General features: G+C 72.2%; 11 protein-coding genes. 8 read left to right on the forward strand and 3 right to left on the reverse strand.

Annotated elements, in window-relative coordinates:
* Nucleotides 1-186: 186 nt before the first annotated feature.
* The 8 genes from ACZ7L0_RS37820 (at nt 187) to ACZ7L0_RS37855 (ending at nt 11,384) form a co-directional block, all read left to right on the forward strand.
* A complete protein-coding gene (locus ACZ7L0_RS37820; RefSeq protein WP_471247108.1) occupies nt 187-1,272 on the forward strand; it encodes an S-(hydroxymethyl)mycothiol dehydrogenase in 1,086 nt (361 codons plus the stop codon).
* A complete protein-coding gene (locus ACZ7L0_RS37825) occupies nt 1,269-1,895 on the forward strand; it encodes an MBL fold metallo-hydrolase (RefSeq protein WP_471247109.1) in 627 nt (208 codons plus the stop codon). The genes ACZ7L0_RS37820 and ACZ7L0_RS37825 overlap by 4 nt, the downstream gene beginning before the upstream one ends.
* 44 nt (nt 1,896-1,939) lie before the next feature.
* Nucleotides 1,940-4,402 carry a GcvT family protein gene (locus ACZ7L0_RS37830; protein WP_471247110.1) on the forward strand — a complete coding sequence of 821 codons (2,463 nt, stop codon included), beginning with the start codon at nt 1,940-1,942 and terminating at the stop codon, nt 4,400-4,402.
* Nucleotides 4,403-4,411: 9 nt separating this feature from the next.
* Entirely contained in the window at nt 4,412-5,566 is a 1,155-nt protein-coding gene (gene solA / locus ACZ7L0_RS37835) for an N-methyl-L-tryptophan oxidase (protein WP_471247111.1), read from the forward strand.
* A gap of 11 nt (nt 5,567-5,577) precedes the next feature.
* Nucleotides 5,578-6,720 carry an aromatic ring-hydroxylating oxygenase subunit alpha gene (locus ACZ7L0_RS37840; protein WP_471247112.1) on the forward strand — a complete coding sequence of 381 codons (1,143 nt, stop codon included), beginning with the start codon at nt 5,578-5,580 and terminating at the stop codon, nt 6,718-6,720.
* Nucleotides 6,701-8,167 carry an aldehyde dehydrogenase family protein gene (locus tag ACZ7L0_RS37845; protein ID WP_471247113.1) on the forward strand — a complete coding sequence of 489 codons (1,467 nt, stop codon included), beginning with the start codon at nt 6,701-6,703 and terminating at the stop codon, nt 8,165-8,167. The genes ACZ7L0_RS37840 and ACZ7L0_RS37845 overlap by 20 nt, the downstream gene beginning before the upstream one ends.
* 76 nt (nt 8,168-8,243) lie before the next feature.
* Nucleotides 8,244-9,818 (forward strand): APC family permease, encoded by a 1,575-nt coding sequence (locus tag ACZ7L0_RS37850; RefSeq protein WP_471247114.1) that lies wholly within the window; start codon nt 8,244-8,246, stop codon nt 9,816-9,818.
* Between the two features lie 15 nt (nt 9,819-9,833).
* Nucleotides 9,834-11,384, forward strand: coding sequence for a GMC family oxidoreductase (locus ACZ7L0_RS37855; protein ID WP_471247115.1), 1,551 nt, complete (start codon nt 9,834-9,836; stop codon nt 11,382-11,384).
* A gap of 3 nt (nt 11,385-11,387) precedes the next feature.
* Here ACZ7L0_RS37855 and ACZ7L0_RS37860 read toward each other — a convergent pair whose 3' ends face one another.
* Genes ACZ7L0_RS37860 through ACZ7L0_RS37870 form a run of 3 tightly spaced genes read right to left on the reverse strand, consistent with a single transcriptional unit; the run spans nt 11,388 to nt 18,490 of the window.
* Nucleotides 11,388-16,016, reverse strand: a complete 4,629-nt coding sequence (locus tag ACZ7L0_RS37860) for a hypothetical protein (RefSeq protein WP_471247116.1) — start codon at nt 16,014-16,016, stop codon at nt 11,388-11,390.
* Between the two features lie 37 nt (nt 16,017-16,053).
* Nucleotides 16,054-16,932, reverse strand: coding sequence for a hypothetical protein (locus ACZ7L0_RS37865; RefSeq protein WP_471247117.1), 879 nt, complete (start codon nt 16,930-16,932; stop codon nt 16,054-16,056).
* Between the two features lie 31 nt (nt 16,933-16,963).
* Nucleotides 16,964-18,490 (reverse strand): hypothetical protein, encoded by a 1,527-nt coding sequence (locus ACZ7L0_RS37870; protein WP_471247118.1) that lies wholly within the window; start codon nt 18,488-18,490, stop codon nt 16,964-16,966.
* Between the last annotated feature and the right edge of the window lie 18 nt (nt 18,491-18,508).

Raw genomic sequence — 18,508 nt, forward strand, 5'->3', positions numbered from 1 at the left:
CACGACCACCGCGCGGGACCGGGAACTCCCTGGTCCCGCGCGGCTGTGTGTCCGGCAGGTTTCGCCCCGCGGACGCCTTTTGCCAAGGGTTAACGCGCACCTCTTGACGGCTCCGTGAGGGCGTTCTCAATATGTTCCTCATCGCGCAACCCATCGTGCATTGCGCAACAGCAGAGGAGCGTGGTCGTGCCACACGAGGTCCGTGCCGTAGTTGCTGTGAAGAAGGGCGCACCCGTCGAGGTGCGGACGATCCTCGTCCCCGACCCCGGGCCCGGTGAGGTCCTCGTCACCGTGCAGGCCTGCGGTGTCTGCCACACGGATCTGCACTACCGGGAGGGCGCGATCAACGACGACTTCCCGTTCCTGCTGGGCCATGAGGCGGCCGGCACCATCGAGGCGGTCGGCCCCGGGGTGACCGACCTCGTACCCGGCGACTACGTGGTGCTCGCCTGGCGCGCCCCCTGCGGAAGTTGTCGTTCCTGCCGCCGTGGCCGCCCCTGGTACTGCTTCGACTCCCGCAACGCCGCCCAGCCGATGACCCTGCTGGACGGCACCCCGCTCTCCAACGCCCTCGGCATCGGCGCCTTCGCCGAGAAGACACTGGTCGCGGCCGGTCAGGCCGTGAAGATCGACCCGGCCGCCCGCCCCGAGGCCGCGGGCCTGATCGGCTGTGGCGTGATGGCCGGGTACGGGGCAGCCGTCAACACCGGCAACGTCGGCCGCGGCGACTCGGTGGCCGTCATCGGCTGCGGCGGCGTCGGCAACGCGGCCATCGCCGGTGCCTGCCTCAACGGCGCGATGAAGGTCATCGCCGTCGACATCGACGACAAGAAGCTGGACCAGGCGGAGAAGTTCGGCGCCACGCACACGGTCAACTCCCGTGGCACCGACCCCGTCGAGGCGGTCCGCGCGCTCACCGACGGCTTCGGCGTCGACATCGCGATCGACGCGGTGGGCCGACCGGAGACCTTCACCCAGGCCTTCTACATGCGCGACCACGCCGGTCTGCTGGTCCAGGTGGGCGTCCCCTCCCCCGAGATGAAGGTGGAGCTCCCCCTCATCGACGTGTTCTCGCGCGGCGGCGCCATCAAGTCGTCCTGGTACGGCGACTGCCTGCCCAGCCGCGACTTCCCGTTCCTCATCGACCAGTACCTGTACGGACTGCTGGACCTCAACGCCTTCGTGTCCGAGACCATCGCCCTCGACCAGGTGGAGGAGGCGTTCGCCAAGATGCACCGGGGCGAGGTACTGCGCTCGGTGGTGGTGCTGTGAGCGTCCACGGGGCCGTGCGCGTCGAGCGCGTCGTCACCTCCGGCACCTTCAGCCTGGACGGCGAGACCTTCGACGTCGACAACAACGTCTGGCTGATCGGGGACGACGAGGAGGTGCTCGTCGTCGACGCCGCGCACGACGCGAACGCGATCGAGGCGGCGGTCGCGGGACGGCGGGTCACCGCCGTCGTGTGCACCCACGCCCACGACGACCACATCGACGCCGCCGCCGAACTCTCCACCCGCACCGGCGCACCCGTCCTGCTCCACCCCGACGACCACGAGCTGTGGTCCCACACCCACCCCGGCCGCAAACCGGACGGCGAGCTGACCGACGGCCGCGTCCTCGCCGTCGCCGGCATCGAGCTGCGGGTCGTCCACACCCCCGGCCACACCTGGGGCAGTTGCTGCCTCTACGCCCCGTTCCTCGACGCGGTGTTCACCGGCGACACCCTCTTCCACGGCGGCCCCGGCGCCACCGGCCGCTCGTATTCCGACCGCCCCGCCATCGAGGCGTCCATCCGCGCCCGGCTGTTCACCCTGCCGGGCGACACCGTCGTCCACACCGGCCACGGCCAGGACACGACGATCGCCGCCGAGCGGCCTCACCTGCCCGCCGCCTGAGCGACTCCCCCGAACCTGCCATCCCCGCCACCACAAGGAGGGGCATGTCCAGCACCCCCGAAAACCGGCTCCAGGGTCCGCGCGTCGTCGTCATCGGCGCCGGCATCGTCGGCTGCTCGCTCGCCGACGAGCTCACCGCGCGCGGCTGGAGCGACGTCACCGTCCTCGAACAGGGCCCGCTGCCCGCCCCCGGCGGCTCCACCTCGCACGCGCCGGGCCTCGTCTTCCAGACCAGCCCGTCCAAGACCCTCGCGGAGTTCGCGCGGTACACGGTCGAGAAGTTCTCCTCCCTGGAAGCCGACGGGGTCCCGTGCTTCAACCAGGTCGGCGGCCTGGAGCTGGCCACCACCCCGGAGCGCCTCGCCGAGCTGCACCGCAGAGCCGGTTACGCCGCCGCCTGGGGCATCCGCGGCGAGGTGGTGAGCGCGGCCCGCTGCGAGGAACTCTGGCCGCTCCTCGACAAGTCGGTCGTCCTCGGCGGCTTCCACACCCCCGACGACGGACTGGCCCGCGCGCTGCTCGCCTGCCGGGCACAGATGGAACGCGCCGCCCGCAGGGGCGCCCGTTTCCTGGACCGCCACACAGTCACCGGGATCGAGAAGGAGGACGGCCGGGTCACGGGCGTGGTCACCGACCGGGGCACCTTCCCCGCCGACCACGTCGTCTCCGCGGCCGGTTTCTGGGGCCCGGTCATCGGCCGCATGGCGGGGATCGACGTACCGCTGCAACCGCTCGCCCACCAGTACGCGAGGACGAAGCCGCTCCCCGAGCTGAGCGGTGCCACCGCCGAAGCCTCGAAGCCCATCCTCCGCTTCCAGGACCGCGACCTGTACTTCCGTGAGCACACGGACCGTATCGGCATCGGCAGTTACGCCCACCGGCCGATGCCCGTCGACCCCTTCGCGATCCCGCCGTACGACGAGGCCCGCGCCCAGAGCATGGACATGCCCTCCTCCTACCCCTTCACCGAAGAGGACTGGGCCCCCGGCTGGGACGACTGCCGCAGGCTGATCCCCGCCCTGCGCGAGACGGAGATCGACACCGGCTTCAACGGGGTCTTCTCCTTCACCCCCGACGGCATGCCGGTGCTCGGCGAGTCACGGCGGCTGAGGGGCTTCTGGCTGGCCGAGGCGGTCTGGGTCACCCACTCCGCCGGGGTCGCCAAGGCCGTCGCCGAGTGGATGGTCGACGGGCGGCCCTCCCTGGACGTCCACGAGTGCGACCTCACGCGTTTCGAGGACGCGCAGCGTTCACCGTCGTACGTCCGTGAGCGCGGTGCACAGCAGTTCGTCGAGGTGTACGACGTCCTCCACCCCCTCCAGCCGATGGAGCACCCGCGTCCGCTGCGGGTCAGCCCCTTCTACGCCCGCCAGCGGGAACTCGGCGCGTTCTTCCTGGAGGGCGCCGGCTGGGAGCGCCCGCACTGGTACGAGGCGAACGCCCCGCTCGTGGACGCGCTCGGTGGCCTCCCCGAACGCGACGCCTGGTCCGCCCGCTACTGGTCCCCCATCGCCGCGGCCGAGGCGACGGCGACCCGCGAGAAGGTCGCCCTCTACGACATGACCCCGTTGCGCCGCCTGGAGGTCACCGGCCCCGGCGCGCTCGCCTTCCTCAACCGCATGACCAGCAACAACCTCCGCAAGAAGCCGGGCGCGGTCACCTACACCCTGCTCCTCGACGACACCGGCGGCGTCCGCTCCGACCTCACCGTGGCCCGCCTGGCCCCCGACCGCTTCCAGGTCGGCGCCAACTCTCCCGCCGACCTCGACTGGCTGCTGCGGCACGCCCCGGCCGATACCCACATCCGCGACATCACCTCCGGCACCTGCTGCGTCGGCGTCTGGGGCCCGCTCGCCCGCGACCTCGTCCAGCCACTCACCGCTGACGACTTCTCTCACGAGGGCTTCGGCTACTTCCGGGCGAAGGAGACCTACATCGGGCATGTCCCGGTCACGGCGATGCGGCTCAGTTACGTCGGTGAACTGGGCTGGGAGCTGTACACCACCGCCGACCTGGGGCTCCGGCTGTGGGACACGCTGTGGGAGGCGGGCCGGGACCTCGGGGTGATCGCGGCCGGGCGGTCGGCCTTCAACTCGCTGCGGCTGGAGAAGGGCTACCGCGCCTGGGGCACGGACATGACCGACGAGCACGACCCGTTCGAGGCGGGCGTCGGCTTCGCGGTGCGGATGGACAAGGAGGAGTTCACCGGCAAGGCCGCGCTGGAGGCCGCCGCCGCGCCGAGCCGCCGCCTCACACCCCTCCTCCTGGACGACCCGGCCGCCGTGGTCCTCGGCAAGGAGCCCGTCTTCGTCGACGGCACCCCCGCCGGTTATGTGACCAGCGCGTCCTACGGCTACACGCTGGGCCGCTGCGTCGCGTACGCCTGGCTGCCCGCGCACCTCACCACCGGAGCCGCCGTGCACATCGAGTACTTCGGCGAGAAGGTGCCGGCCACCGTCGCCGAAGAGCCGCTGTTCGACCCGAAGATGACCCGCATCCGCCGATAGGAGGCAGACATGTCCCCCACGTACGACGTGATCGTCATCGGTCTCGGCGGCATGGGCAGCGCCGCCGCCCACCATCTGTCCGCCCGCGGCGCCCGCGTGCTCGGCCTGGAGAAGTTCGGCCCGGTGCACAACCGGGGCTCCAGCCACGGCGGTTCGCGGGTCACCCGGCAGTCGTACTTCGAGGACCCGGCGTACGTCCCGCTGCTGCTGCGCGCCTACGAGCTGTACGAGGACCTGGAGCGGGCCACCGGCCGGGAGATCGCCGTCCTCTCCGGCGGGGTGATGGTCGGCCCGCCCGACTCGCGGACCGTCTCCGGCTCCCTGCGGTCGGCGACCGCGTGGGACCTGCCGCACCAGATGCTGGACGCCAGGGAGATCCGCCGCCGCTTCCCGACCCTGAACCCGCACGACGACGAGGTGGCGCTGTACGAGGAGAAGGCCGGTCTCCTCAGGCCCGAGAACACCGTCGCCGCCCATCTCCAGCTGGCCACCCGGCAGGGCGCGGAGCTGCACTTCGACGAGCCGATGGTGCGCTGGGAACCGTACCGGGACGGCGTGCGGGTGCACACGGCCGAGAACACCTACACGGCCGGGCAGATGGTGATCTGCCCCGGCGCGTGGGCGCCGCAACTGCTCACCGACCTCGGGGTGCCCTTCACCATCGAGCGGCAGATCATGTACTGGTTCCAGCCGAGGGGCGGCACGGACGCCTTCGTCCCCGCCCACCACCCGATCTACATCTGGGAGGACGCGGCAGGCGTCCAGGTCTACGGCTTCCCGGCCATCGACGGCCCCGAGCTCGGCGCCAAGGTCGCCTTCTTCCGCAAGGGCGTCGAGTGCACCCCGGAGACCATCGACCGGACCGTGCACGAGCACGAGGTCAAGGCCATGGCGGACCACATGTCCCGCTGCATCCCCGACCTGCCCGGCACCTTCCTCAAGGCCGCGACCTGCATGTACTCCAACACCCCGGACGAACACTTCGTCATCGCCCGGCACCCCGCGCACCCGCAGTCGGTCACCGTGGCCTGCGGGTTCTCGGGGCACGGCTTCAAGTTCGTGCCCGTCGTCGGCGAGATCCTCGCCGACCTGGCCCTGACCGGCTCCACCGCCCACCCCATCGGCCTGTTCGACCCCGCCCGCCTCGCCGCCGCGCCCGCCTGAGGAGCACGCACGTGACGACGATCCCTCTCTCCCCGAGCCTCATCGCGACGCTTCCGGGCCACTTCTACACGGACCCCGAGGTCTTCCGGCAGGAACAGGAACTCGTCTTCGAGTCCATGTGGTTCTGTGCCGTCCGCAGCGCCGACCTGACCCGGCCCGGCGCCTTCCGCACCGTCCAGGTCGGCCGCGAGAACGTCATCATCACCCGCACCCGCACGGGTGAGCTGCGCGCCTTCCTCAACGTCTGCCGGCACCGCGGGGCGCGCCTGTGCACGCAGGAGTCCGGCGAGGTCCGGCGCTCCCTGCAGTGCCCGTACCACGCGTGGACGTACGACCTAGACGGCAGGTTGATCGCCGCACCCAACTTGATCAAGATGCCCGACGTCGATCGCGTCGAGTACGGATTGATCAAGGTGGCCCTGCGCGAGTGGCTCGGCTACGCCTGGGTGTGCCTCGCCGACGAGCCGCCCTCCTTCGAGGACACGGTGGTGCACGCGGCCGTGGAACGGCTCGGCGACGCGGCGGCGATCGAGCACTACGGCACCGAGAACCTCGCGCTCGGCAAACGCGTCACCTACGACGTGAAGGCCAACTGGAAGCTGATCGTCGAGAACTTCATGGAGTGCTACCACTGCGCCACGATCCACCCCGAACTCACCGAGGTCCTCCCGGAGTTCGCGGACGGCTACGCGGCCCAGTACTACGTCGGCCACGGCGCCGAGTTCGGCGAGGAGATCAAGGGCTTCACGGTCGACGGCAGCGAGGGCTTCGCCAGACTGCCCGCCGTCAGCGCCGACCAGGACCGTCGCTACTACGCCATCACCGTGAAACCGACGGTGTTCGTCAACCTCGTACCGGACCATGTGATCCTGCACCGCATGTTCCCGCTCGCCGAGGACCGCACGGTCGTGGAGTGCGACTGGCTGTACGCGCCGGAGGTGGTGGCGTCGGGCGCGGACGTGTCGAAGTCGGTGGAGCTGTTCCACCGGGTGAACGTCCAGGACTTCGAGGCCTGCGAGCGGACCCAGCCGGCCATGGCCTCCCGCGCCTACCGCCGGGGTGGTGTGCTGGTCCCCAACGAGCACCACATCGGGATCTTCCACGAGTGGCTCGTGGAGAAGCTGGGAGGCGGCCATGCCGGAACTGTTCATTGACGGCGAGTGGCGCGGCGCCCTCGACGAGCGCACCCGCGAGATCCGCTGCCCCGCCGACGGCTCGCTGGTCGGGGTCGTGGACGAGGCGGGCGGCAAGGACACGGTGGAGGCGATCGCCGCCGCCCGGCGCGCCTTCGACACCGGCCCCTGGCCGCACACGCCCCCGAACGAGCGCGGCGACCTGCTGCTGCGCGTCGCCGACCTGATCCTGCGCGACAAGGAGGCGTTGGCCCGCGCCGAGTCCCTGGACACGGGCAAGCGGCTGGTGGAGAGCGCGTACGACATCGACGACATCGTGAACTGCTTCCGCTACTTCGGGCGGCTGGTCGCGGCCGAGACCGGGCGGGTCGTCGACACGGGCACCGAGGGCGTGGACAGCCGGGTGGTGTACGAGCCCGTCGGTGTCTGCGCGCTGATCACCCCCTGGAACTACCCGCTGCTGCAGACGGCCTGGAAGGTCGCCCCCGCCCTGGCCGCCGGGAACACCTTCGTGCTGAAGCCGAGCGAGCTGACCCCGCACACCGCGATCCACCTGGTGCGGCTGCTGGCGGAGGCCGGGCTGCCGCCGGGCGTGGCCAACCTGGTGCTCGGCGCGGGTCCGGAGGCGGGCGCTCCGCTCGGTGACCACCCGGACGTCGACCTGGTCTCCTTCACCGGCGGCCTGCAGACCGGGCGCCGGCTGATGGCGGCGGCGGCCGGCACGGTGAAGAAGGTCGCGCTCGAACTCGGCGGCAAGAACCCCAACGTCGTCTTCGCCGACGCCGACTTCGACACGGCCGTCGACATGGCGCTGACCGCCGTGTTCCTGCACTCCGGGCAGGTCTGCTCGGCCGGCGCGCGGCTCCTCGTCGAGGACTCGCTGCACGACCGGTTCGTGGACGAGGTCGTACGGCGCGCTCGGCTGATCCGGCTGGGCGGCCCGTTCGACGAGCGGGCCCGGACCGGGCCGCTGATCTCGGCCGCGCACCGGGCGAAGGTGGAGGCCTATGTCGCCCAGGGGCTGGCGGAGGGCGCGGTGCTGCGCTGCGGCGGCGCGCGTCCCACCGGGCCCGGCCTCGACGACGGTTTCTACTATCCGCCCACCGTGCTGGACGAGTGCGCGAGCGGGATGTCGGTGGTCCGGGAGGAGTCCTTCGGGCCGGTGCTGACCGTCGAGCGCTTCACCGGCGAGGAGGAGGCCGTCCGGCTGGCCAACGACACCGTCTACGGCCTGGCCGGCGCCGTGTGGACGAGCGACGAGGCCAAGGCCGCCCGGGTCGCGGCGCGGCTGCGGCTCGGCACGGTCTGGATCAACGACTACCACCCGTATGTGCCGCAGGCCGAATGGGGTGGTTACAAGCAGTCCGGCTTCGGGCGCGAGCTCGGGCCGGCGGGGCTCGCCGAGTACCGCGAGACCAAGCACATCTGGCGCAACACCGCACCCGCACCCCAGGGTTGGTTCGACTGACCCTGCCGTGCCCCCCGGATCCGGCACCCGCACGAGCCGCTCGCTCCCCTCCCCCCGGCCCACGAGGAGTCCGCTCATGACCACGACCGAGCAGCCACCAGGCCCGCACCACCACGACGACACCGAACTCGCCGAGTTCGGCTACAAACCCGAACTCAAGAGAACCCTCGGCAACTTCCACACCTTCGCCGCCGGGATCAGCTACATCTCGATCCTCACCGGCACCTTCCAGCTCTTCTACTTCGGCTACGGCAGCGGCGGCCCCGCCTACTGGTGGTCGTGGCCGATGGTGTTCGTCGGCCAGTTCATGGTCGCCCTCTGTTTCGCCGAACTGGCCGCCCGCTACCCGATCGCGGGCTCCGTCTACAACTGGTCCAAGAAGGTCGGCAATCCCCATCTGGGCTGGCTGGCCGGATGGATGATGCTGATCGCCTCGATCGTGTCGATCTCGGCCGTGGCGCTCGCCTACCAGCTGACGCTGCCGCAGATCTCGTCCGCCTTCCAGTTCGTCGGGGACGGCACCGGCAAGTACGACGTGGCGACCAACGCGGTCGTCCTGGCGGCGGTGTTGATTCTCTTCACCACCCTCGTCAACGCGTTCGGCGTCAAGTTGATGGCCACGATCAACACGGCCGGTGTCTTCATCGAGTTGATCGCCACCGTCGTGTTGATCGTCCTGTTCGCAGTCCACATCACGCGCGGTCCTCAGGTGGTCATGCAGACCAACGGCACGGGGACGGGCTACTCGACCGGCTACCTGGGCGCCTTCCTGGTGGCGTCGCTGGCGTCCGCGTACGTCATGTACGGCTTCGACACCGCCTCCTCGCTCGGTGAGGAGTGCCTGGACCCGTCGCGGAACGCGCCGCGCGCCATCATCCGCGCGATCGTCGCCTCCTTCGTACTGGGCGGCCTGGTGCTGCTGCTGGCGCTGATGAGCGTCTCCAGCCTGAAGGGCGAGAAGCTGTCCACGGACGGTCTGCAGTACATCGTGCTCGACGTGCTCGGCCCCACGGCCGGCAAGGCGATGCTGTGGTGCGTGCTGATCGCGGTCACGGTCTGCGCGCTGGCCGTGCACACGGCCGCGATCCGACTGGCGTTCGCGATGGCCCGGGACAACAACCTGCCCGCGTCCTCGCTGCTGGCCCGGGTCAGCCCGCGGTTCCAGACTCCGGTGCTCCCGGCCGTGATCATCGGCGTGCTGGCACTGGCGATCCTCGTCGTCAACATCCGCCAGCCGCAGATCTTCACGGTCGTCACCAGTATCGGCATCATCATGATCTACCTCGCCTACCTGGGCGTGACCGCGCCCATGCTGGTGGCCCGGCTGCGCGGCAAGTGGCAGCCGGCCGGCGACGGCAAATTCTCCCTCGGCCGCTGGGGACTGCTGGTCAACATCGTCGCGGTGGTGTGGGGCGGGGCCATGACGGTCAACCTCATCTGGCCGCGGGACGCGGTGTACAACGCGACCGCCCCGCACCACTGGTACCTGCAGTGGGGCGCGGTGCTGTTCGTCGCGGTCATCGCGGGCGGCGGCTACGCCTACTACTGGTTCGTCCAGCGGCACCGCACCGGTGTCCTCGCCGAGCACCGCCACGACGCCTCCGCCTCCCCCGCCCCGACCGGTCCCCTCGCCGCCCCGGCGGCCGACTAAGGAGGTCACCAGCTCATGAGCACCGATGAGTTCGACTATGTGGTGGTGGGCGGCGGCACCGCGGGCAATGTGGTCGCGGCCCGCCTCTCCGAGGATCCGTCCGTCACCGTGTGCGTCCTGGAGGCCGGTCCGAGCGACGTCGGCGACGACGACGTGCTGAGACTGGAACGCTGGATGGGCCTGCTGGAGTCCGGCTACGACTGGGACTACCCCGTCGAACCGCAGGCCAGCGGCAACAGCTTCATGCGGCACGCGCGCGCCAGGGTGCTGGGCGGCTGCTCCTCGCACAACTCCTGTATCGCCTTCTGGGCCCCGGCCCAGGACCTGGACGACTGGGCGGCGGCGGGCTGCACGGGCTGGAGCGCGGCCGACCTCTTCCCGCTCTACCGGCGCCTGGAGAACAACGACGCCCCCGGCGACCACCACGGCCGCACCGGTCCGGTGAAGCTGCGCACGCTCAAGGGCGAGGACCCGTGCGGCACGGCCCTGCTGGAGGCCTGTGCGCAGGCGGGCATCCCCACGGTCCCGTTCAACACGGGCAGCACCGTCGTCCGAGGCGCCAACTGGTTCCAGATCAACTCCGACGAGAACAACATCCGCCAGTCGTCGTCCGTCGCCTATCTGCACCCGGTGCTGGGCAAGCGGCCCAATCTGGACGTACGGACCGGGGTGCGGGCCAAGAAGCTGGTGCTTCAGGGGCGGCGGTGCGTGGGCGCCGAATACCTGGACCCCGACCTCGTGCACACCCGCACGGTACGGGCCCGGCGTGAGGTGATCGTCTCGTGCGGGTCGATCGACTCGCCCAAGCTGCTCATGCTGTCCGGCATCGGACCGGCCGGGCAGCTGCGCGAGGTCGGCGTCGAGGTGGTCGTCGACTCGGCGGGCGTCGGCGAGAACCTCCAGGACCACCCCGAGGGCGTGATCATGTGGGAGGCCCGGCAGCCGATGACCAGCACGTCCACTCAGTGGTGGGAGGCGGGCATCTTCTACGACACCGAACCGGGCCTGGACCGGCCCGACCTGATGTTCCACTACGGCTCGGTGCCGTTCGACATGAACACCGCCCGCTGGGGCTATCCAACCTCCGAGAACGCCTTCTGCCTCACCCCCAACGTGACGAAGGCGAAGTCCCGGGGCACGGTACGGCTGCGCACGCGGGACTACCGGGACAAGCCGAAGGTGGACCCGCGGTACTTCACGCACGAGCACGACGTGCGGGTGATGACGTACGGGCTGAAACTGGCCCGGCGGATAGCCGCACAACCCGCGCTGAGCGGGTGGACGGGCGCCGAACTGGCGCCGGGGCCGGATGTCCGGACGGACGACGAGCTGCTCGACTACATCCGCAAGACCCACAACACCGTCTACCACCCGTCCTGCACGGTGAAGATGGGCGCGGACGACGACCCCTCGGCCCCGCTCGACGCGCGGCTGCGGGTCAAGGGGGTCGAGGGACTCAGGGTCGCCGACGGGTCCGTCATGCCGGACCTCATCGCCGTCAACCCGTGCATCACGACGATGATGATCGGCGAGAAGTGCGCGGATCTGCTGAAGGAGGACGCCTGACGGCTATGCCGGTCGTTTGAACATCCGTGTCGCCGTGATCTCGCTGCGCACCGCCTCCCCCGCCCGGGGCTGCTGGGGCAGTCCCGGGCGGAGGTGTTCCTCGACGCTGATGTACTTCAGCCCCGCCCTGAGGTCGGCGTCGTTGCGCAGCCGGATGACCAGCGGGAACTCGGCGAGCGCGGTCGTGTCGAACAGGCCGGTGGTGTACAGCAGCTGCACGCCCAGCGCGTCGGACACGGCCCGCTGGAGTTCCAGCAGGTAGGTGGCGTTGGCACGGCCGATCGGGTTGTCCAGGAACAGGGTGCCCGCGTGCCGGTGCTTGTCCCGGCCCCGGTCGTTCGAACGCAGCGCCGCCATCGTGCAGTACAGGGCGATGGCCGCGGTGAGCAGCTGGCCGCCGGAGAACACGTCGCCCATCTGCCCGACGGGGACGCGCTCGGCGCGCAGCACGGCGTCGGGCTTGAGGATCTCCACGGCCACGCCCTTGGGCTGAAGTGCGGCGGCGACGCCCCTGAGCAGCAGGGACATGCCGTCGCGGCGCAGGTCGGAGTTCTTCTTCACGGCGGCCCGGGTCGCCTCGTCGATGACCTCGCCGAGCCGTTCGGTGAGCGTGGCCTGGTCGGGTTCCTCGAAGCGGATGCGCAGGAACTCCTGCCCGGACCACTCGCCGAGCCCCTCGGGCAGACGGGAGAGCCGCTGGGCGGACCGTAGGGTGGCCAGGGCCGACTCGACGAGTCCGCGCAGCCGGTCCACGATCGAGTCACGGTTGCGCTCCAGCTGCTCCAGCTCGTCGGTGAGGACGCGGAGCCGGGGCGCGAAGGCGTCCGCCCACTTCTGGGCGTGCTCGGGCAGCGCGGAGGCGGGCAGCTCGCGGATCTGCTGCCGGGCCGGGGTGCGGACCTGCTCGTAGCGGGTGGAGTTGGCGTGCCGGACCAGGATGTCACTGGCCTCGCGCACGGCGGCCTCGGCGGCGGACAGGTCGGCGGCGCAGCCGCGCAGCGAACGGCGGGCCTCGGCGGCGGCCTGCCGGGCCTCCTCCGGGCTGCCCGGGTACGGCTCCTGCTCCTCCTGTTCCTCCTCGGTCACATGCTCGCGCAGCAGGTCGCGGAGCATCGCTGCGATCTCGTCGAAGCCGCCGGCCGCGTCCTCGGCGGCCCGGTGGGCCTCCAGGAGATCGGCGTGCGCCTCTCGGGCCTGGGCCAATGCCTCGGCGCGGGAGGCGAGTTCGGCGGTGGCGGTGCGCAGCAGGGCTTGGGCGTGCTCGGCGTCGCGCGGGACGAGGTCCTCGGGCAGCTCGGTGTGCGCCTCGCCGTCCTCGGGGGCGTGCCGCTCGGCCTCGCCGCGCAGTCGGCCGAGTTGCTCGCTGGCGCTGGACATGCGGGTCTCCAGGAGCTGCACCAGCTCCTCCGCGCGCGCGGCGGCGGCCTGCCGGGAAGGTCCGTCGGAGCCGTCGGGTGACTGGAGCAGCTGCTCCGCGCGGGTGCGGACCTTGTTGCTCAGCCGGTCCAGTTCGGCCCGGGCGGCGCTCTCGTCGCTCTCCGCGCGGGCCTGCTCGGCGCGCAGGTCGGCGCCGACGCCGACCTTCTCGTACACCTGGGAGGCGGCCCGGTAGGCCTCGCGGAGGGCGGGCAGGGACGCCTTGGGCGTGCCTTCGTCGTCCTGCGGTACGTCGTCGGGGGCGCCCGCGATCTCGGAGCGCTCGGCGCGCAGCGCGCGGGCGGTGCGGCGGGCGTCGTCGGCGGCGCGCTGGGCGGCGCGGCGGTCCTCGTCGGCGGCACGGGCGCGCTCCAGGCAGGACTGGGCGCGGGCCTCCGACTCGGCGGCCTCGTCCGCGAGTTCACGCAGCTTGACCTGCCAGCCGACCCGCTCACGCAGCCGGAAGGCGAGCCCGGCGAGGGCGTCGGCGGCGCGCCGGGCCTTCTGCGCGGCCTCCTGCCGCTCGTCGCGCACCTGCGCGGTCTCGGCGGCGGCCTCGTCGGCCTCGGCCCGCACGGTGCGCGCCTCGGCCAGCTCGGCCTCGGACTCCTCGGCGAACGCGCGCGCCTCCTGGGCGGTCCGCGCCAGCTCGGTCAGCCGCCCGGCCGGGCAGCCGGTGCGCCAGGAGGCGAGCCGCGCGGCCAGCTCACGGTCCTTGCCGAGCCGGGCGGCGAGCGCCCGGATCTCCTCGTCCCGCTCGGTCGCCCGCGCGCGCAGTGCCTGCCGCTCCTCGTCGGCGGCGTGCTCGTCGTGCATGGCGGGGTTCGGCGGGACGAGGAACACGTCATCGGGGGTCGTGTCCTCGGCCGGGGTGGGGGCGAGCAGCGCGGCGGCCGTGCCGACGGCGACGGCGGACCGGGGCAGCAGGGCGGCGTCGCCGAGCACCTCGCGGGCCCGCGCGTGGGTGTCCGGGTCGGTGATGATCACGCCGTCGACGAGCTCGGGGCGGGCGGCGAGCACGCGCGCGTGGTCGGCGGGGTCGACGGCCTGTGCGAGGTAGCGCCAGCCGGGCAGCGCGGGGATGCCGTGTTCGCCCAGGTATTCGACGGTGGCCAGGACGTCGGGGCCGGGCGGCAGCAGGCCGCCGTCGCCCAGGGCGCCGAGGATCCGGGAGTCGTCGGCGGCGGCCGTGCGCAGCTCGAAGAGGTGGCGTTCGGCGGTGGTGACGGCGTCGTCGAGGAGTTCGCGCAGTTCGTCGGCGAAGCGGTCGAGCTCCTCGGCGGTGAGGGGGCTGTCACCGTGTCCGGTCGGGGGGGTGGGGGGACCGTCGGTGCCGTGCCGGGGGTGGGGAATTCCGGGGCGGGCGTCGGGGCCGGTGAGGCTGAGCAGCTCGGCGAGGCGCTCCTCGCCGGCCAGCGCTTCGGCGAGGCGGCGTTCGGCGTCGTACGACCGTTCCGCCGCCGTCGCCGCGTCCGCCGCGCGGGCGGCGGTCAGCTCGGCGCGGGACTCGGCGGAGGCCGCCTCACGGGCGTGCTCGGTGGCCTTGCGGGAGGCCTCGCGGGCCACGTCCCAGGCGGCGACTGCGGTCTTCTCGGCGTCGCTGGCCGCGAGGGCCGCGCGCGCGGGGTCGGCGTCGGGCGCGCTGTCGTCGAGCCAGCCCGCGCGCACCGCCTCGGCGGTCTCCTGCTCGACCTCGCTCAGCCGCTGGCGCAGGTGCCCGGCCTCGCTGCGGGCGCGCTGGGCCTCAGTGGCGGCGGCGGTCGAGTCCCGGTACGCGCAGTCGTTGACCTCCTGGAGCGCGGCCGAGCGCTCCTCCTCCTCGTTGGCGAGGGTCTCGGCGCTCTCGGCGGCCGTGTGCAGGGCCCGTACGAGATCGACGGCGGCCTTGGCGCGGGCGGCGAGCGCGGGGGCCGCGTCCCGTTCGGCCTCCTGGATAGCGGCGGCCACGCGCGCGACGCGGTCGGCGGCGGCGCGGTGGCGCAGCACGGTCTCGGCGGCCTGCCAGGCGGAGTGCAGGGTGCGCGCGTCGGCGAGCTCGCGCTTCTGCGCCGCGGCCGACTTCTCGGCGGCGGCGAGTGCCAGTGAGGCGTGCCGGTAGGCGAGTTGGGCGGCGATCAGCGCGCTGCGCTCCCGGGCGCCCTCGGAGTGCGTCACGGCGTACGCGGCGGCGGTGACCCGCTGGGCGAGGTCGGCGGCCCGGACCCGTTCGCGCACGCCCCGCGCGGACAGCCGCCGGGCCAGGGTGCGGGTGCGGCGCTCGGCGGTGGTGTGGATGTCACGCGCGCGTGAGCGTGCCTCGGCGGCCTCCACGATCCGGCCGAGCAGGTCGACGGACCCGGCGGTGAAGTCCCGTTCGGCGATCAGTTCGGCGCGCCGGCCCAGCTTGTTGCCGAAGCCGCTGACCAGGTCGGCGAGTCCGTCGGTGTCGCGGGTGTCGGTGACGGCGCGCAGCAGCAGGTCGGTGAAGTCGGAGTCCTTCTTCACCGCGAAGAGTCCGGCGGCCTCGCCCTCGTCGGCGTTCATCTCCCGCTGGTAGCGGAAGAGTTCGGGGTCGAGGCCGAGTTCGCCGAGGTGTTCGATCCACCGGTCGTGGATCTCCTCCCAGTGCACCTCCAGGTGCGGGTACGCCTTGCCCGCCTCGGTGAGGGCGTCCCGGAAGCCCTTCATGGTGCGGCGGCGGCCCTGTGCGCCGGAGGCGCCCTCGACGGGCGGGCGTACGGCGGTGGACTCGGCGACGGGCAGGTTGTCGAGGCTCAGTCCGGGGCCGGGCCGGAAGGAGTACCAGGCCTCGGCGAACTTCCGCGGGTCGTTGGAGACCTGCCGCCCGCGCCACTCGCTGGCCTTGCCGACCACGACGCACTCGCCGGTGAGCACGTGCTGCCACTCCAGCGCCACGTGCCCGCAGTCGTCGGCGAGCAGGAACTTGCGCAGCACTCCGGAGCTGGCGCCGCCGAGGGTGTTGCGGTGGCCCGGCAGCATCACGGAGAAGATCAGCTTGAGCAGGACGGACTTGCCGCCGCCGTTCTCCAGGAAGAGCACGCCGGCGGGTGCGGGCCGGCGGGGCGGGCCGACGGGCTCCTCCTCGAAGAACTCCGCCTGGGTGGGCGCGGGGTCGGGCACCGGCTCGCCCACGCCCCGCAGGTCAAGCACGGTGTCGGCGTAGCGCGCACCGGCGGGCCCGATGGAGTAGAGGCGGACCCGGGACAGCTCGTACATGGCGGACTCTCGTAAGTCTTCGGCAGATCGGGAAGGTTCAGGAGTGGAACGGCAGCCCGGCGTCGGCCACCAGGTCCAGGTCGTCGGTGTCGTCGGCGGGCAGCAGGCTGGCCGTGCCGTCGGTGACCGGGACGACGCCCAGCTCGAGCAGCTCGGCCATGGCGGCGCTGCCCGCCAGGTCGCGCACCTGGAGCTGGTAGCGGGCGGTGGTGCGGTACGTACCGCCGTTGTCGTCGCCCGTGCGCTGCAGGAAGCCGGATTCGGTGAGGAACCCGACGGCCTTGGCCACGATGCCCGTGGTCGACGCGGCCGGCCGGCGCGCGTCCTTGGTGGCGCCGGTGGCGCTGCGTCTGGCCCAGATCCGCCAGGCGGCCTCCAGGCCGGGCGCGTCGGTGGCGGGGTCGGTGATCTCGCCCTGTTCCTCGGCCCGCTCCTCCAGGCGCCGGCAAGCCTGCCGGACGAAGGCGTCGACGCCGTTGACCGAGACCCGCCCGATGTAGCCGTCGTCGGCCAGGTCCTCCGGACGCGGGAACGCCAGTGCGGCGACGGCGAGATGGGCCAGCCCGTGCAGGAACCGGTCCCCCGAGTCGGCGGACGTGCGACGCGCGTAGTCGCCCATGCGGACGGCGAACACCGAGTCCTCGGCGGCCGTCACGGCCATCCCCGCGCGCGGGGAGACCTCCAGCACCACGAGTCCGAGTCCGGCCGCCACCGCGTCGGCCAGCCGTGCGAACGGCGGATCCTCGCGGTAGCGCCGCAGCAGTTCGGTGTACTCCTGGTCCCGGGCGGGCTGGAGCTTGGGCTGCAGCCCGAAGGCGACGAGCCGCGCCGCGTCGGCGGCGTCGGCGGGGGTGACGGCGGGGGTCGCCGACGCGGCGGGGGTCTCCGCCTCACTCCACTCGACGTGCTCGCTCACGGTCTCGGCTCCTTGCTGCTTTCTCGGTCACTCATGTCGCTTCCGTCCGGTCCGCCGCCATCCCCGCCGCGTCCAGCAGGGCCGTGCCGACGATGAGATCGGCTCCGCCGAACTCGGGATCGTCCAGCTCGGTCCCGTCGTCCACGGCGAACAGCAGCTTCTGCTCGCCCTGCCGGTAGGCCGTGCCCACCGGGGGGCTGGCCGCGTGCACGGCCAGCAGTGCGACCAGGTACGGCAGCTCGGGGTCCTGGCGGCGGGCCTCGGACAGCAGCCCGGACAGCCGGCGGGGCGCGTCGGCCGGGAGGTCCAGCAACTCCATCGCCGCCGCCAGCTGCTCCTCGCTGAACCGGCTGTCGTCCGGCGTGGCGATCAGGTCGGGTTCGGGCATCTCGGCGCCCAGGTGTTCCCGCTCCACCGGCGGCGTCAGCAGTATGTCGACGAGGTCGACGACCCGGACCGACACCGGCGTACGCAATCCGGTCCCGCGCGCGAAGAAGGCGTCGGTGACCCGGATCGCACGCTCCAGGGGCAGCGGGAGGACGGGCGCGACGAGGTGCCCGTACAGGTCTATGCCCGAGGTGGTCAGGGGGGTGGCGAAGGCCTGCCGGTCCTGTTCGGCGCGGAACAGGGGCCCGGCCTCCAGCAGGCGCGACTGGAGCTGGGTGTGCCGCCGGATGCAGTCCTTGACGATGTCGACCAGTTCGGCGGCCCGGCGCTTGTGCTCGGGGTCCTCGGTCTCGTCGCGCGCCTTGCGGATGTTGGTGAGGATCGCGTTCTCGTGGCGGTACCGGTCCGCCACGTGGTCCAGGGCCTCGGCGATCATGTCCGGTACGGCGTTGAGCCAGTCCACCGCGCGGACGTTGCGCCGGGTGGCGTCCAGGGACCGGCGCAGCGTCTCGGAGTACTGCACGGTGCGGTACCGGGCCTGCTCGGCGGCGAGCTGGGCGTCGGCGAGGCGGCCGCGGTTGATCAGCACCTCGAGCTTGACCTCGGCGGCGATCTGGGCGCTGGTGACATCGGTGTCCAGGGCGCCGACCAGGACGTTGACCGCTTCGTCGGTGGTCCGGAGGTAGACCGTGCCGCCGGGGCCGGGGACCTCCTCGATCAGCTTGAAGTCGTAGTCACGGCGCACATAGGTGCCGTCCGGGGCGAACGTGCCGTACACGGCGCGGAAGCCGCGGTCGACGCTGCCGACGTTGATCAGGTTCTCCAGGACCCAGCGGGCCACGCGCTCGTGCTCGGCGACGGGGCGGCGCGGGGCCTGGGCGGCGATGCGCGGGATGAGCCGGGCCACGATCTGCTCGTGGTCGGCGCCGGTGTCGAAGTCCATGTTCAGCGTGACGAGGTCGATGGCGGCCAGGGCCACCTCCGCCATGCCGTACACCGAGTACTCGCCCGCGAGGTTGACCTTGCGCGCGTCGAGGTCGTGCAGCGGCGCGGTGCAGGCGAGCGCGCGCAGCCGCCGCGCCAGCCCCTCGTCGGCGGCCGGGCCCGGAGCCGGGCGCGGTCCCGCGCTGAGCTGGGCCGGAACACTGTCCGTCGATGCAGGCGAAGTCACGGTGCACAGACTAGGTCC

It is taken from the genome of Streptomyces sp. NPDC039424, from assembly GCF_055639495.1.